The following is a 14697-nucleotide window of genomic DNA, read 5'->3' as shown; positions in this document are numbered from 1 at the left end:
GGATTGCGTGATCACGCAATCCGGGCTACTTGAGTGCGTTGTCGGACAGGCTGATCACCAGTAACGGAGTCTCCAGACAACACCAGCATGGCTCAATATGGTGAGCAGACGAGCTTCTTCTTGTGTGTCTTGCCCTACAAGGATGGCTACCACATCGATATCCACGCGACCTTCGTGCGGGCGAGCAGGGGCTTTACCCCGCAGGGAATCAGTTCGGCGGTCGGCCGCTCGCTTATCGGTGACTCGAGTCAGTTCATCCCGCGGACGATGAACAACGTACGCGCTGCGGCCGAGTCGATTGGCGGGAAGGTGACGGTGGTCGACAGCTACATCCCTGAGGATTTCAGAGGGGCGTTTGTGAATCAGACGGAGAGCGCAAGGAAGTAATGTGGTATCCGTGCGTTGGGAGGGGTGATTAAAACTTCCCTCTGTAGGTGCTGTAACTTGGCAAAAGACTTGTAGTAAGTCTAAAAAGGTGACCAGAGTTGCCGTAGCCACCTGAATGATTTCACATTCCTGCTCAGTAAGTCGTCGGCCCTGAGCGATCAGCCCATGCCGGGAAGGTACGGGCTGATCGCTAAGGGCCGACTCTTGAGCGTGAGCGGATTTTCTCCGTCATGAGTTGCTGTTTGAGTATGCGGATGTGGAAATGACAAATCAGTGTGTGAGCCGTGCTTTCGATGCCAACTGGAACGGACGGTGGTTACGAGCCAGCAAGAAAGCGGTTGACTCGTCCAGCTGCGATGCGGCCAGGAAGACCATTGATGCCACCTCCCGGGTGGATCCCCGCTCCCCCTAAAAAAAAGCCGGCAATTGGTAGGGTGTCGCCGCCAAGACCTGGAGCGGGGCGCATCAGTGACGAACGGGTGGTGCTGGTGTCGATGTGGACCACACAACCGCGGTGGACATTGAGGCGTGCAGCAAGATCGGGGGCTGCTTCGACTCGGCGCCCGATCTCGAACTCCTTCAGGCCATCCATGTATCCGCTAGCTTGGTCGATGACCTGCTGCCCCACTTGGGCACGGATAGCGTCCCAGCCTTCACGGGGCTCAACCGGCATCGCAACCGGGTATAGGTAGGCGACGTCCTGCCCTTCAGGTGCTTGGCTCGGGTCGACGGCACTAGGGGCGGTGATCCACATGTAGGGCAGTTTTGGCACTTCGCCACGGGCTGAACTGCGGAAATTCTCCAGTACGGCCTCTACAGTACCAATGAGAAGCACGCATTTGCGCAGGCTGAGGCCATCGGGGCGCATCGCCTCGTGCCGACGGTACTGCACTTGGCTTCGCAGGGCCACGTCTACCTTGAGTGGTGAGGCGCCATGCCCGTTGGCGGGTGCCAGCGCAATGCGGGTGAGAAGCCGCCGGTCGAGGGCGCCGGGCGTGACCATCTCCAGGGCCATTTTCGGGTGGATCGATGCGACTACCGCTTTCGCCCTGATCAGGCTGCCGTCCGGTAGCCGGACGCCGGTGGCACGGCCTCCTTCGGCCACGATTTCCTTGATCTGGGTGGATAGCAGGATCTCACCGCCCAGCTCCGTCAGCCGCGCAGCCAGTGCGTTGGACAATGTCTGCATGCCGCCGACCGCGCGACCGAGGCCGAAGCGATGGATGAAACCCAGCAGGGCGAAGTAGATTCCCGTGGCCTCGTTGGTGATCGGTCCCGCAGCGCCGAGCAAGGCGCACATCGCCGACTGGGTAACCGGATGTTCAAAGCGCTCCATGATCGACACGTAGGCCGGGCTGCCGATCAGGGCCATGATCTCCGGCTTCAGATGACGGTTGCGCAGCACCGCCTTGAGGGCTTCCCACTTGGCGCCCAGATTTCGCTGGGATGGGTCCACCCGCATCATTGGAATCGCCATGTCCATGAACGCGTCGATGAGTCTCATCAAGGCGAGGAACTCGGTTGCGTCATGCTCGGAGAAGCGCCTGATCTCGGCGGCTGTCTTTGCCGGATCGCGCCAGAAAACCAGCGAATGGCCGTCCGGATGCAGATAGACGTAACCCGGCGCCATCTCCACCTGCCGAAAACCATGGCGTTCCAACTGCAGTTCCTGCGGCATCATCGGATGTACGCGCAGGGACATCAGATCGAGCGCACAGGGGTGAATCAGGTGCTGGGGGGCCTCTGGGATCAGGTAGCCCGACGATGCCATGCCGCCAATTTTTTCCCGTCCCTCGATGACCACGACCTTCTTGCCAGCCTCGGCCAGATAACAGGCTGCAGACAGCCCGTTATGGCCGCCGCCGACGATGACTACATCGTAGTTCTGGTTTTTTTTCATTGCGTTTCCTCTTGGTTCTCTCTCTTTTGTTCGCTGCAAGCAGGCGTCCAGGGTCACAAATTTGAGCACATTTCAAGAGAAGGCTTTCTTCAACGGTTTGACCTCGAGTTAAAGCGTAAAGGGCAGGGCTTTCGGCGCAGCGGTTTATTTTTATGAACGAATGTGTTATTTGTGTTCAATAAAAACCACTAAGGAGACGACCCTATGCTGACCCACATCACCCTTGGCACGAACGACCTGGAGCGTGCTCGCGCTTTCTACGACCAGGTGCTGGAGCCCCTCGCACTGAAGCGTTTGTTCAGCGTGGAGCAAGCGTCAGGCTGGGGGGCCGAGGCGCCGCAGTTCATCGTTCTGCATCCGCGCAACGGCGAGGCTGCTGCGGCAGGTAATGGTCTCACCGTAGGTTTTGCCGCACCGAGTCGGGTTGCGGTGAACGAATTTCACCGAATCGCTCTGTCACTTGGCGCGGTGGACGAGGGGGCGCCAGGGCCACGCCCCTTTGCGCCCAATGCCTACGCTGCCTACGTGAGAGATCTGGATGGCCACAAGATCGTTGCCTCCTGCCGCCAGCCCGAGTGAGTCCGGCGCTGCAGCCCATCGCCGGGGGTGAAGAGGAAGGCAACAGGGAGCGCACCTGTCGGGGCCGGGTGATCGAGGCCGCCCGGCGGGTGCTGTACAGGGTGGGTGCGGCGGCAACCACCCTGGAGGGAGTGGCCCGCGAGGCAGGCACCACGCGGGGTGGAATCTACTGCCACTTTGCGAGCAAGGAAGAGTTGATTCTCGCCGTCGTGGCGCGTTGGCCCTTGCCGTCCCTAGATGGCGAAGAGGATGTTGCCGATCCTCTCGCCGGGCTGGATCGCGCCTTGTGTCGGCTTGGCGGACAGCTTCGCGACGACAGAACGCTCCACGAGATGTTCTGTTTTCTGATGCTGAAGTGCGACGATACGGTTTGTGGTGGTTTGAGGGGGCGGGTGCTGGACCCGTTCTGGCGAGCACTCGCCGGCCAGATAGAGGATGCCTACCGTAGCGCCCGGGTAAGGGAGCTGCTCCATCCCTGCCTCGAACCATCCGAGGCTGCCGAAGAGACCCTTATCTTTCTGGAAGGCCTGCTGGATATCGGCATGCTTCGGGTGGGGGCGCGCGATACGGCCACACTGGAGGCTGCCATCGGCATGCATATCCGCCTGCGCCGCATTCTCTGAGGCGGCCGGCGCAGGCCTTCAGCGGCGAGCGGTCTTGCCGGTAACGAGTGCGCTGACCAGACGCTCGATACGCCGGGGCATGTTGCGCCGCTGCTCGGGGCTGGCCGGAACCAGCTGCTCGCTGAGCACATAGCGAATGATCAGTTCACACACCAATTCCCGGTCGAGTTTTACCCCCAGGCGTTCATCCCAGGAGTCGAAAACGATCCCCAGCACGTCCTGGAAGCGCAAGACGGCGTCCTGGAAAATGCGCTGAAACCAGTTCATCGCATATTCCGGGGCGACGATCAGCAGGCGTCGGGCGCGGGTGTGACCAATGTAGTCGCTGATGAACTGGATCATCGCCTCGAGGCGCGCGTCCGGGTCGGTATGCGGTGCCGTTGTCTCGATCAGCGAGGCATAGAAGCGTTCGCGCTTGTGCCGGGAGAAGGCGTCCAGCAATTCCTCCTGGGAGGCAAAGTAGCGGTAGAAAGTACCCCGCGAGATCTCCGCGGCCTTGCACACATCAAGGATCGAGATTCGCTCGGCACCCGACTCGAGGATGATTTCCTCGGTCACCTCCAGGATGCCCTGGATGGTGCCTTCCGAACGCCGGTTGCGACGTGTCTTGCGGACCACCGGTGCGGCTTCGTCAGTTTGACTCTCTTCCTTTACCGCGACTTCGCCATCATTTTCCAGCTTGTTCATCAGGTCCTCCCTGGCATTTTTCGGCCGTGGTGTGGCCTGAGACGGGGTGAGTGGTGTAGAAACATCTTCTCTAAACTTTGACACTATTTTGTTTTGTGTTTATATTTTGTTCGGAAAAGGGCACTCATAAACCGATGTTGCGTCGATTCAGGCGCTTCACACAACAAGGAGACACGGGCATGACGGGTACGGGAAATCCGGAAACTTGGGCCGTTGGCGAGCGGGATACGGTGATTGCCGCACTCGATCGGGCTGTTGCTGCACATCCAGACAGAATTTTGCTTGATTTTGCGGGTGACCTCTACACGTATTCGGACGTTGATCGTTTGTCGACACGTCTTGCCCATTCCTTCGAGGCGCTGGGTGTGCGTGCGGGGCAAACGGTGGTCACCATGCTCGGCAACAACATCGACGCCGTTGTGTGCTGGCTGGCCATCAACAAACTGAGGGCAGTCAGTGTGCCCGTCAATACGGCGCTGAGGGGCGAATTCCTGCGCCACCAGATCGCCGACGCGGGTGCATCGCTGGTAATTTGCGAAGCGGACTTTCTGCCGCGCATTGCGGCGGTATCCGCCGAGCTGCCGGAAATGAAGCAGGTGCTGTACCGGAACACGCTGGCTGAGCAGGTGGAATGCGCCGCTCTGCTTGCGCCACTGGATGCATACCGAGGCGACGACGACACTCCCATCCTGATCAAGCCCGACCCCGCCGACTTGGCCTGCCTGGTGTACACCTCCGGCACCACCGGCCCGTCGAAGGGCTGCATGCTGAGTTACAACTTCATGTGCAATCTGGCTCGCCTGCAACTGCGTGCAGGGCCGGCAACGGCGGATGACGTGACCATCACGCCGCTGCCCCTGTTCCACATGAACGCCCTGTGTGTCGGGATCATCTCCAACATCATGGTTGGCGCCCGGGTGGCAATCGTCGAGCGCTTCTCCGTGTCGAACTTCTGGCCGGAAGTAGAACGTTCGGGTGCCACCATTGCCTCCATTCTCGGCAGTATGGGTGGCCTGCTGGCCCAGGCGGCTGACAGCGACGCGATGAAACGCTGTATCGGGCAGATCCACACCGTGCGTGGCAACCCCTTTACTGAGCCGACCAAGGCCATCTGGCGTGAGCGTTTTGGCGCACGCCAAGTGGGGGGGAACGGCTACGGCCTCACCGAGGCCTGTGTGGTCACCTCGCTGGCGGGGGGCGAATACGCCGCGCCGGGTTCGTCCGGCAAGCGCATTCCGGATTTCGATGTGCGTATCGTGGACGACATGGACCGGGAACTGCCTGCCAATATGCCGGGAGAAGTGGTGGTGCGCCCGCTGCGTCCGGACATCATGTTCCAGGGCTACTGGCGGCGCCCGGAAGATAGCCTCAAGGTCATGCGCAACATGTGGTTCCACACCGGTGACATCGGCAAGTTTGACGATGAAGGCTTTTTCTACTTTGTAGACCGCAAGAAGGATTACCTGCGTCGCCGTGGCGAGAACATTTCCAGCTTTGAGATGGAGTCGGCCTTTGCCAAGCACCCGGCTATTCTCGAAGTGGCGGTGCATGCCGTGCCTTCCGACAAGGGCGAGGACGATGTGAAGGTCACCGCCATTCTGCGCGATGGCGCCAGCCTAAAGGCCGAAGACCTGTTTCTCTGGTCCACTGACGTGGTGCCTTATTACGCGCTGCCGCGCTACATCGAGTTTCGCACGAGCATGCCCAAGAACCCCCAGGGGCGGGTGCTCAAGTACCAGTTACGGGATGAGGGCAAGACGTCCGACACCTGGGACTGGGAAGAAACCGACATCAAGGTGGCCAAGCGCTGAGCACATTGGCCTGATCAGATTGTTTTGCCGCCGCCTGAAGGCGGCGGTTTCCTTTTAGAGGAACGAAGCCTTCGTCAGGGTGTGAGAATGACTTTGAGGCTGCTGTCGATCTGGCTTTTCTCCAGATAGCCAATTGCACTCGCATCGCTGCTCACTGCCTTGCGCATCTCATCAGCCCCGCTGACCTCTTTTGGCGGTTGTCCGGCGCCGGAGAAAATCACCTTCGACCAGTAAGCCTTCAACTGGGCCGCGTCCTTGCCGGTCACCTTGGCGTGGAACTCGTTGCGAGTCGGGCTGCTGGGGCCTTGTTCGATAGGTACTGCCTTGCGCCCATCGGGGAAGGTGACTGCCTTGCCGGTGAAGATCTGGGCTATCTGGTCCTTGCTCATATTGCCGACCGGGTTGTTGGCGGCGACCACGATCACCACATCCGCCTGGGTAGCGCTGCAGGCGCCCGTGCAGGCCAAGGCGATGATTAGCTTCCGGATTGCTCTGGATTGCATTTCTATTTTTCCTTAGAACACGAAGTCCACAGCAACGGACAGCAGGTTGTAGCTGCCGCCACGGGTAAAGCCGGGCTGCCGGTTAACAAGCCCGCCCGCCGAGTCGGAGTCCAGATTCACGTGGTCGAACTGGGTCTTGAGTGCCATGTTCGTCATGAAGTCCCAGCGGGCGCCCAGGGACGTCCGTGTCTGGCTGACGTCACCCGCCGCAATGGCACTGTTGAGGGTTGCATCCAGGCTCGGTACGACGCCCTGCACGTTGTTCGCCGTGCTGGTATCCCGACGGGCCAGGGTCACGTAGGGGGTGACGCTACCCAGACGGTAGCCGATGGTGATGTAGCCAAGCGTCTGTTCGGCCAGCAGGGCCTCTCGCTCGGTGTGGGTCTTGCCCAGTTCAGCCATCACCAGCCAGTCGCCGGGCGCGTACATGTAGCCGAGGGATACAAAGGTGTTGCTCAGATCGTTGACGGCGTAGTTGTCGGCCACCGCAACGGAGGCTGGCGTTCCGGCGGCGCGATAGGCGGCCAGCAACGGATCGATGGCGCTGGTCACCTTCATCTTGGCATTGGTGATGCTGGCGCGCAGGGTATGGTCGCCCTTCTCGCCGGTCACCGTGGCACCGAAGATCTGGTTGGCCGAGAAGAAGCCCCGGTCCGGGTTCCGGAACTTGCTGTGGCCTGTATAGGCCTGGGTTGTAAGGGCCCACTCGCCGAGCGGGGTCTTCCAGGTCAGGTCAGCGCCGTCATAGTGGAAGAAGCCATTGCCGTAGAACTCGACAGGTGGCGAGAACCAGGGAAGTGCATAGCCGGCCCGGCGATAGTCCGATACGAGATAGATGGGCATGGCCATCCGTCCGACGCGTACAGCCAGTCCCGGATACGCCTCGTAGCGGACGTGGGCAGCGGTGATGTCGGGGTAGAAGCCGCTGTCGTAGCGCTTGAAGGCTATGGCCTGCACTGCTGCCGAGAGCTGGTCATTGAAGCGAATGTCGCCCTGCAGGCCGAGCTTGCTGTCCATGAGCGTGTCCCATTCCCGGCTGTGACCGGGGCCGTTGGGCACGTTGCGCGATACAAAGTCGGCGTTTTTTTCCGTGGAGTGGGTGGCGGCAAGGGTGCCGAATCCACTTAACTTGAAGGACTTGTCATCGGCATGGGATGACGTTGCGCCGCAGGCCATGAGCGCGAGCGCAATGCTGCGAATCCGGTGCTTCATTGTGCTTCTCCTTGTTGAAAAATGAGCTTGAGGTGTTGCTTCAGACCTTGAACAGCGCAACCGTGGTGCGTAGTTCGGTAGCGACGGCCGCCAACTGGTTTCCGTGCTGGGCCCCCTTGCCGGCGGCGTCGGAATTGCGAATGGTCAGATCGAGGTGACGTGTCACATTGCCGGCAATTCTTTCAGTCACCGTGGCCTGTTCCTCGGCCATGGCGGCGATCTGTTTGTTCTTTTCGGTCATCCTCGCCACCGCGTCGGCTATTTGCCGGAAGGCTCCCTCGGTGGCCTTTGCCTGATCCACGCTGGATTGCGCTTTCTGCCAGCCTCGCTGCATCACATCTGCAGTGGCATGGGTGCTGCCATGCAGGCGGTCGATGATCGAGCGGATTTCGTGGGTGGATTGCTGGGTGCGTTCGGCGAGGGCACGAACTTCGTCGGCCACCACGGCAAATCCTCGTCCCTGTTCGCCAGCACGGGCGGCTTCAATGGCTGCGTTAAGTGCCAGCAGATTGGTCTGGCTGGCGATCTCGCCGATCACGTCAAGCACATGGCTGATGTTGGACGTGTCTTTTTCAAGCTGCTGAATGCTGTCGGTGGCGCCCTTGACGTCCTGAACAAGTTCTTCGATGGCGTGCAGGCTGCGCAGCACGGTCTCCCGCCCGTCCTTGGCCTCCCGGTCTGCCTGCGAGGCTGCGCTCGCAGCGTCGTTGATATGCTGCCCGATGGACTGGCTGGTGAGCGCCATGTGGTTGATCGACGAGGACACTTCTTCCGTCGTCTGGCGCTGTTCGTCGGCCAGGACACTGCTCGTGGTGGCGGTGTCGAACACCGTGCCTGATAACTCGCCGACATCGTGGGCGTTCTTCACCAACTTCCGTACCGTATCGTGAAGCCGATCGGCAAAGAGGTTAAAGGCCATGCCCACTTGGCCGAGTTCGTCGCGGCTCCGTATCTCTATCCGGCGAGTCAGATCGCCCTCGCCGTGGGCGATGTCCTTCAGGGAGGCAATGACCGAGTCGGCGTTGCGCTTGACTGTCGTGGCGACGTAGATGCCGACCGTGAGGCTGACGGCAAGGCCAAAGGTGCACAGCAGCACGCCGACGCTGAGCGTGTGTTCGGCCTCGGCGACCGATGTGTCGATGGTGCCGACGAGCTTGCTCTTGGACGCATTCTTCAGGGCGATCAGGCCTTCCCGGTACTGGCTCAGTGCTTTTGCCATCAGGGGAACGGCGTTTGGATCTGGCGTACCGGTGCTGTCCAGCATACGTACAGAAAGGTCCCGCGCGCGCCGGTAATACTCGTCGAGGTACTCCAGTTGACGGGTGATGTCCGTATCCTTGCCCAGTCGGGCATAGCCTTGCCGACTGCGCTCAACCAACGCATCGGCATTCGTCAGCTGGGCGCGCTCCCCGGTGGCGACAACCGATTCCAGTGCGCCCACGATGCTGTCGAGGAGGGCCAGGTTTTCGGTGCTGACCTCCAGGGCCGGAAACTGACGATCACGCAGCTCCCTCAGGCGGTCCAGGCTCAACTCGAACGCGCTGGCGGTGAAGCCGAGATAGATCACAAGACAGAGCAAGGCGAAGGCGGGCGGGCACAGGATCTTCCAGCGCAGAGACAGCTCACGTAAAACGCTTGGCACGATGAATCACTCCCTTTGTGTCAGGTTGAGGCGGAAAGCCTGAAGCTTTCATAGCTTGCTATCGGAAATATATGAACAAACTTTACATAAGTGTATATATTTAACTTTTGGCGTAATGAGGGCTGGAAGGGACAGGCGCGACTCTCCCTCGCCGCAGTAAGGCGAAACCGTGGAGCCGGCTTGGCGGAGGCTCGGAAAGGTTTAGATCAGATCAGCTGAGTTGGCGCGGCTTTGCCGGCTTGCAGCCAGGAGCCGCATTCCGGCCCGGTGTCTTGCGCAGGCCAGGGCTGGCCGACGGTTTGATGCTGATGGCGGCCAGCACGAAATCCACGGCGTAGTGCCGCCAGGCTGCCATGTCAGTGGGCTCGTCCGGGTCCAGCCCGGCCAGTACCGAGACCAGATAGGGGCTGGTGAACGCGCCAGTGGTCAGGAGCCCTGCCGCGGCGAACAACATACTGGCATCCACGCCCGGCTTGAAATCACCGTTCTCGGCGCCGCGCAGCAGGATTGCCTGCAGCTTCCCGTCGAGCAGGGGGGCCAGCTCCGGGAATCTGGCGTGGGGCGTGGTGTGGCTGGCATGGAAGCGGATGCCCTCCGGGGCGAGTGACCCGAGGGACGGTGTGCGCTGGAACTGGTCGAACATGTCGCCGAGGAAGGTGCGCATAGCCTCTACCGGCGCGAGGTGGCCGAGATCCTGGGCCACGAGGTGCGACATGGCCTTGTCCGAGGATTCATCCAGTACGCAGGCAAACAACTCAGTCTTGCCCTTGAAGTAGTGATAGACCAATTGCTTCGTCACGCCCGCCTGCTGGGCGATTACGTCGATACGGGCGTCTGCCAGCCCCTTCGCGGCAAATTCCTGGCGCGCTGCATCAAGAATCCGCCGGATCGTTTCGCGCTTGTCCGGACCCGGTCGGGTGCTTTGGGAAATGGCGACATCGTCCCGCTTCATGATTATTTCCTCTTCTGTGGTGTCGGTGCCGGACTTGACTTGGGGTCAAACGAAGCTGGATCCAGGTGTTTGCGCAGGCGTTACCATCTTTAAGTATATGGACACTTCTTTGTTTTGTGTTTCCAAATAAAGAGGCGCCAGATCGCCGGACTTCCCGACACCGGCACCGATAAAACTGAAGGAGGAGACACCCGATGGCAACCCAACACCGATCCGAAAAACTTGAGAAGGCCTTTGCGGCCCTGTCCAAAAACTACCGTGGCCTGGATGTCGATCTTTACGCCGTAAGTCGCGAGAAGCGTCAAACCACGCCGGTTATGGAAGGCGACTTCATGGCCAGTCTGTCGGTACCGACCCACGCCGGTCAGCGTCACGGTCACCCGACCTATGCGGTCTTCAAGTACAACGACATCAAGGCGGTGCTGCAGGATGCCGCCACCTTCACCAGTGGCTTTATCGCCAAGGGCTTGGGTACCTTCTTCGGCGGTGACGGACTGATCATCATCGCCATGGACGGTGACCAGCACCGCAAGGCCCGTGGCCTGCTGCAGCCAGTTTTCACCCCGCAGAGCGTCAACCCCTGGCGCGCCGAGATCGAACGTTCGATCCGCGAGGAGTTCATCGCACCCCTGGTGCCCAATAAACGCGCCGACCTGATGGATTTCGCCCTGTATTTTCCGATTCGCGTCATCTACGCGCTGATTGGATTTCCGCAGGAAAACATCGGTGACTTCTATGAATACGCCGCGATGGGCTTGACCATTCTGGCGGGCCCCAAGAACGATCCGGCCGAAGAAGAAGCGGCCCGACAGAATGCCGTTTCGGCCAGTCAGGGGCTGTACGACGCGGTGATCAAGCTGGTTGCCCAGCGGCGTGCCGAAGGGGCCAACGGTGACGATCTGATTAGCCGCCTTATTCGCGCGGAGTTCGAGGCGCGTCGCCTCGACGACATGGAAATCGCCACCTTTGTACGCTCCCTGGTGGCCGCCGGTGGCGAAACCACGACCCGCACCTTCAGCTCGGTGATGACCTTGCTGCTGCAGCGCCCCGAGTTGCTGGCCCGCGTGCGTGATGACCGCAGCCTTGTCTCGAAGCTGATCGACGAGGCCATTCGTTTCGAGCCGACTTCCACCGTAAAGGTGCGTCAGGCTGCCCGTGATGTGGAAATTGGCGGCGTGATGATTCCCCAGGGCGCGCTGGTGCAATGCGTGATCGCCTCGGCCAACCGGGACGAGGATATTTTCGAGAACGCCGACGAGTTCGACATCGACCGCAAGCTCAAGCCGTCCTTCACCTTCGGCTATGGTCCGCACATGTGCATTGGCCAGTTCGTTGCCAAGCTGGAATTGTCGGCAGCGGTGAATGCAGTCCTCGATCTTTTCCCCAATGTGCGACTCGATCCTGACCAGCCAGCACCACAGATTCAGGGCGGCCAGTTGCGTGGCGCCTCATCCATTCCGGTGATCTGGGACTGAGAGGGAGGCGAGCGATGAAAACGTTCAAGACCATTCCCGAGCGGGGCGATTTTGCCTACCAGTGCTTGGTCGGCCCGCAGAAGGTCAGCGGCGAGAAGCTGGCCGACCTGCGTGATCACTTTGGTCTCAAGCTCACCAAGCACATGCCCTTCGGCTGTGTGCGCGACGACGAGGGCCACATCTACGCCGTCGTGCGGGCGGTGAATGCGCCGGGCAGCAGCCCCAACCCGACCAAGTTCATCTACCAGTCGTCGCGCCTCGACGGCGAGAGCATTCGTATCGATCGGGCGCGCATGGCCGGCCAGGCCATGACCCTGTTTCCCGACCGGGCGCTGGAGGGCGGCACGGCCGTGTGGTCCAGCCTGAAGGGCGAACCGGGCAATCCGTGGATGATCACCGCCTCGGAAAAGGGCTTCACCTGGAAGGAGGAAGGCCTGTTCGAGCTGCAGGGCAAGCTGATCGGCAACGGCATGCAGTGGTACCTGCCGGGACTCGATTGGGGCACTTTCTATGTGTCTCAGCTCTACGACGTCGCCGGCACCTGCGAGGGCAGGGCGGTGAAGGGCGTCATCGCCCTCGACCAGGCCTGGCTGGCCGAAGGCGGCGCCATCCACTTCCACAAGGATCTGGTGGTGGAGAACAAGATGCATGTCATCTGGTGGTCTTTCGCCACGATCTACCAGGACGGCAGCTGGGACGCGGGCTCCTTCATGGTCGGCCACGACAACCTGGGCTACGCCATTTTCCAGAATGAGAAGGGCGAGGTGCGCTGTACCACCTCCATCGAGGGTGAGGTGGTGCATAAGCCGGGCAGTTACTTTGTGGAAAGTGCCCGGATCGTGCTCGAAGGCGATGAAGTCTGGGAGTTTCTGCCCGATCCGAAGGGTGAGATGCGCGACTTTGTCGGCGGTTTTCCGATCACGGCCCAGCAGGAAGGACGCTGGCGTCGTGTCGGGGATACCCGTGAGCCCGACCACTGGTTCGGTTGGGGCGAGTCCGACCGCCGTAATGGTGCCGCGCGCAATCTGCGCGGCAGCGACTTGCAACTCCGAGAGGACAAGCTATGAACACGATTACCCGGGAGGCCATCGAAACCTTCCTCCATGGCCAGGTAAGCGCCTGGAACGCCAACGACAAGGACGCCTTCCTGGATCACTACCGCCGCCTCGCGCCGGGCGGCCTCAGCATCGAATACGTCGGCCGCTCCTTGGGCGACGGCTGGCCAGTGCTCGAAGGCATGTGGCAACAGCAGAACGCGAAGATCGAAATCGAGGAAGTGACGGCGATCATCAACGGCAACGAAGTGGCTTGCCACAACCGCAACAAGGTCAAGGGCAGCACGGTGGCTATCGACACCATTGAACTGTACCGCTTTGGCGATAACGGTCAGTTGAGCGTCCGCTATTTCATCCGCCAGCCTTGAGCCTTCACTGAACAAGCGAACAGAAAAGAGCGGTGCCCCGGTGCCGCCCTTTTTTCTTGGGTTTTAATATGAACATAGTTGTATTTTTTGTTTATATTGTGCATGATGTTTCTGACGAATCGAGGCAACGCATGAGTGCCCGGCGGCAGGAGACAAAGACGCAGGCTTTCTGACGGAGGGTGGTTTTTCCGTGGGGTCGGTGCGCGTGCTCCGGTCGTTGAGGTGCGCGTTGCCACTCACGCCCCCACCCCTGAGAAAGGCCCGCTGACCATGCTGATCGACCTGCACGCCCACGCCCCGCACCCGGATTACTACGACCAGGACCCGTACTGGGGCCCGGCCTTCGAATCGCAACCCGACGGCGACATCAAGCTGCGGGTGGGCGACTGGATCCTCAGCCTGGGCGCCCCGGAGCGCAAAGCGGCCTTGCGCAAAGCCAAGGCCGAAGGGCAGGCGCTGAACGTGCAGGACTACATGGCCCGCTGGCGTGACCCGAAGACCCGCCTGGCCGGCATGGACGCCGCCGGACAAAACGCCCAGGTCGTCTCGGTGCCGTCCCACTGCTACATGTACTGGACCCCGCTCGAGTACGCGATCCCCTTCGCCCGCAAGGTCAATGACGTGCTCGCCGAATACTGTTCCGGCGCGCCGGATCGTCTGATGTTCTGGGCCCAGGCCCCGCTGCAGAATCCCGAGGAAGCAGCCAAGGAAATCCGCCGTGCGTGCACCCAGCTGGGGGCCAAGGGTCTTGGCGCGGGCGGCTCCAACTTCGGGGGACTCGAATTCGACTCCCGCGAGATGGACCCGGTCTGGGAAGCCCTGTGCGATCTGGACTTGCCGATGTTCGTGCACGGTTACAACCAGTCGGTGACCTGGGGTAAGAACGCCAACAGCGACCGCTACGAGACTACCGCCATCGTCGGCATGAACTACGACGAGACCAAGGCCTTTTGGTACCTGGTGAACGGCGGAGTCTTCGACCGCTTCCCGAAGCTCAAGGTGTACATCACCCACGGCGGTGGTTTCGTGCCCTATCAGCTGGGTCGCCTGGCCCAGACCAACCCGAACCTCGACACCTTCCACAACAAGAAGCCGGTGCTCGATTACCTGAAGAACTTCTACTTCGACGTCGAGCTGCACGAGCTGCCGATGCGCCAGGCGCTGATTGATGTGATTGGTGCGGACCGCATCCTGTACGGCTCGAACTTCGGTGGCAGTGACGCGGTGCGGCACGATCTGACCGACGGTCTGCGCCTGTCGGACGCGGACCTGCAGAAGATTCGCTGGAGTAATGCCTGCGAGCTGCTGCACCTGGACCCGGCCAAGGTGGGCGCGGTTGCAAAGCAGGGGGAGGCAGCATGATTGTCAAAGACTCCCGCGTTGTTGTTGTGGGCGCCGGGCTGATGGGTACGGGGATCGCCCACGCCTTTGCATCCAGCGGCTTTGCCACCACCCTCGTCGACAGCAACGCCGAGGCCCTGGCCCGGGCCCAAGCGAGCATCC

15 protein-coding genes are annotated in these 14697 nt (G+C 60.9%); 9 read left to right on the top strand and 6 right to left on the bottom strand.

What is annotated here, in order from left to right; all coding sequences use genetic code 11:
- Positions 1-87: 87 nt before the first annotated feature.
- On the top strand, positions 88-387 hold the full coding sequence (locus tag ACIQ09_RS18945) for a hypothetical protein (RefSeq protein WP_398313436.1): 300 nt from the start codon (positions 88-90) through the stop codon (positions 385-387).
- Between the two features lie 316 nt (positions 388-703).
- Here ACIQ09_RS18945 and ACIQ09_RS18940 read toward each other — a convergent pair whose 3' ends face one another.
- Positions 704-2287 (bottom strand): phytoene desaturase family protein, encoded by a 1584-nt coding sequence (locus ACIQ09_RS18940; RefSeq protein ID WP_398313434.1) that lies wholly within the window; start codon positions 2285-2287, stop codon positions 704-706.
- A gap of 204 nt (positions 2288-2491) precedes the next feature.
- On the opposite strand from ACIQ09_RS18940, the gene ACIQ09_RS18935 reads away from it, so the two are divergent.
- Entirely contained in the window at positions 2492-2866 is a 375-nt protein-coding gene (locus tag ACIQ09_RS18935; protein WP_398313432.1) for a VOC family protein, read from the top strand.
- The gene (locus ACIQ09_RS18930; RefSeq protein WP_398313430.1) at positions 2863-3489 is read left to right on the top strand and encodes a TetR family transcriptional regulator; all 627 of its coding nucleotides are present in this window, start codon (positions 2863-2865) and stop codon (positions 3487-3489) included. Before ACIQ09_RS18935 ends, ACIQ09_RS18930 begins: the two co-directional genes overlap by 4 nt.
- 18 nt (positions 3490-3507) lie before the next feature.
- On the opposite strand, the gene ACIQ09_RS18925 is transcribed toward ACIQ09_RS18930, so the two are convergent.
- A complete protein-coding gene (locus ACIQ09_RS18925) occupies positions 3508-4176 on the bottom strand; it encodes a TetR/AcrR family transcriptional regulator (RefSeq protein WP_169147154.1) in 669 nt (222 codons plus the stop codon).
- A 179-nt stretch (positions 4177-4355) separates the two neighbouring features.
- Between ACIQ09_RS18925 and ACIQ09_RS18920 the strand changes: the two genes are divergently transcribed.
- Positions 4356-5987, top strand: coding sequence for an ATP-dependent acyl-CoA ligase (locus tag ACIQ09_RS18920; RefSeq protein ID WP_398313428.1), 1632 nt, complete (start codon positions 4356-4358; stop codon positions 5985-5987).
- Positions 5988-6061: 74 nt separating this feature from the next.
- On the opposite strand, the gene ACIQ09_RS18915 is transcribed toward ACIQ09_RS18920, so the two are convergent.
- From ACIQ09_RS18915 to ACIQ09_RS18900, 4 genes are all read right to left on the bottom strand, one after another.
- The gene (locus ACIQ09_RS18915) at positions 6062-6490 is read right to left on the bottom strand and encodes a substrate-binding domain-containing protein (protein ID WP_398313426.1); all 429 of its coding nucleotides are present in this window, start codon (positions 6488-6490) and stop codon (positions 6062-6064) included.
- Between the two features lie 12 nt (positions 6491-6502).
- Complete coding sequence (locus ACIQ09_RS18910) at positions 6503-7702, bottom strand: hypothetical protein (RefSeq protein ID WP_398313424.1); 1200 nt, start codon at positions 7700-7702, stop codon at positions 6503-6505.
- Between the two features lie 40 nt (positions 7703-7742).
- Positions 7743-9344: a methyl-accepting chemotaxis protein gene (locus ACIQ09_RS18905; RefSeq protein ID WP_398313422.1), complete on the bottom strand. Its 1602-nt coding sequence runs from the start codon at positions 9342-9344 to the stop codon at positions 7743-7745.
- Positions 9345-9555: 211 nt separating this feature from the next.
- Positions 9556-10296, bottom strand: a complete 741-nt coding sequence (locus ACIQ09_RS18900) for a TetR/AcrR family transcriptional regulator (RefSeq protein WP_398313420.1) — start codon at positions 10294-10296, stop codon at positions 9556-9558.
- 194 nt (positions 10297-10490) lie between these two features.
- On the opposite strand from ACIQ09_RS18900, the gene ACIQ09_RS18895 reads away from it, so the two are divergent.
- From ACIQ09_RS18895 to ACIQ09_RS18875, 5 genes are all read left to right on the top strand, one after another.
- Positions 10491-11771, top strand: a complete 1281-nt coding sequence (locus tag ACIQ09_RS18895) for a cytochrome P450 (RefSeq protein WP_398313418.1) — start codon at positions 10491-10493, stop codon at positions 11769-11771.
- A 14-nt stretch (positions 11772-11785) separates the two neighbouring features.
- Positions 11786-12838 carry a hypothetical protein gene (locus ACIQ09_RS18890; RefSeq protein WP_398313416.1) on the top strand — a complete coding sequence of 351 codons (1053 nt, stop codon included), beginning with the start codon at positions 11786-11788 and terminating at the stop codon, positions 12836-12838.
- On the top strand, positions 12835-13194 hold the full coding sequence (locus tag ACIQ09_RS18885) for a nuclear transport factor 2 family protein (RefSeq protein WP_398313414.1): 360 nt from the start codon (positions 12835-12837) through the stop codon (positions 13192-13194). Before ACIQ09_RS18890 ends, ACIQ09_RS18885 begins: the two co-directional genes overlap by 4 nt.
- Positions 13195-13464: 270 nt before the next feature.
- Entirely contained in the window at positions 13465-14556 is a 1092-nt protein-coding gene (locus ACIQ09_RS18880; protein ID WP_398313412.1) for an amidohydrolase family protein, read from the top strand.
- On the top strand, positions 14553-14697 hold a 145-nt coding region (locus tag ACIQ09_RS18875; RefSeq protein ID WP_398313438.1), incomplete at its 3' end, for a 3-hydroxyacyl-CoA dehydrogenase NAD-binding domain-containing protein. The genes ACIQ09_RS18880 and ACIQ09_RS18875, both read left to right, overlap by 4 nt.

The sequence above is a fragment of the Zoogloea sp. genome (genome assembly GCF_044344315.1).
Lineage (GTDB): Bacteria > Pseudomonadota > Gammaproteobacteria > Burkholderiales > Rhodocyclaceae > Zoogloea.
This window is presented reverse-complemented; position numbering and strand designations above follow the sequence as displayed.

Coding starts and splice junctions, on each gene's coding strand:
- ACIQ09_RS18880 (WP_398313412.1), top strand. CDS start 13,465: ATGCTGATCGACCTGCACGCCCACGCCCCGCACCCGGATTACTACGAC.
- ACIQ09_RS18900 (WP_398313420.1), bottom strand. CDS start 10,296: ATGAAGCGGGACGATGTCGCCATTTCCCAAAGCACCCGACCGGGTCCG.
- ACIQ09_RS18940 (WP_398313434.1), bottom strand. CDS start 2,287: ATGAAAAAAAACCAGAACTACGATGTAGTCATCGTCGGCGGCGGCCAT.
- ACIQ09_RS18945 (WP_398313436.1), top strand. CDS start 88: ATGGCTCAATATGGTGAGCAGACGAGCTTCTTCTTGTGTGTCTTGCCC.
- ACIQ09_RS18895 (WP_398313418.1), top strand. CDS start 10,491: ATGGCAACCCAACACCGATCCGAAAAACTTGAGAAGGCCTTTGCGGCC.
- ACIQ09_RS18925 (WP_169147154.1), bottom strand. CDS start 4,176: ATGAACAAGCTGGAAAATGATGGCGAAGTCGCGGTAAAGGAAGAGAGT.
- ACIQ09_RS18890 (WP_398313416.1), top strand. CDS start 11,786: ATGAAAACGTTCAAGACCATTCCCGAGCGGGGCGATTTTGCCTACCAG.
- ACIQ09_RS18915 (WP_398313426.1), bottom strand. CDS start 6,490: ATGCAATCCAGAGCAATCCGGAAGCTAATCATCGCCTTGGCCTGCACG.
- ACIQ09_RS18885 (WP_398313414.1), top strand. CDS start 12,835: ATGAACACGATTACCCGGGAGGCCATCGAAACCTTCCTCCATGGCCAG.
- ACIQ09_RS18935 (WP_398313432.1), top strand. CDS start 2,492: ATGCTGACCCACATCACCCTTGGCACGAACGACCTGGAGCGTGCTCGC.
- ACIQ09_RS18910 (WP_398313424.1), bottom strand. CDS start 7,702: ATGAAGCACCGGATTCGCAGCATTGCGCTCGCGCTCATGGCCTGCGGC.
- ACIQ09_RS18920 (WP_398313428.1), top strand. CDS start 4,356: ATGACGGGTACGGGAAATCCGGAAACTTGGGCCGTTGGCGAGCGGGAT.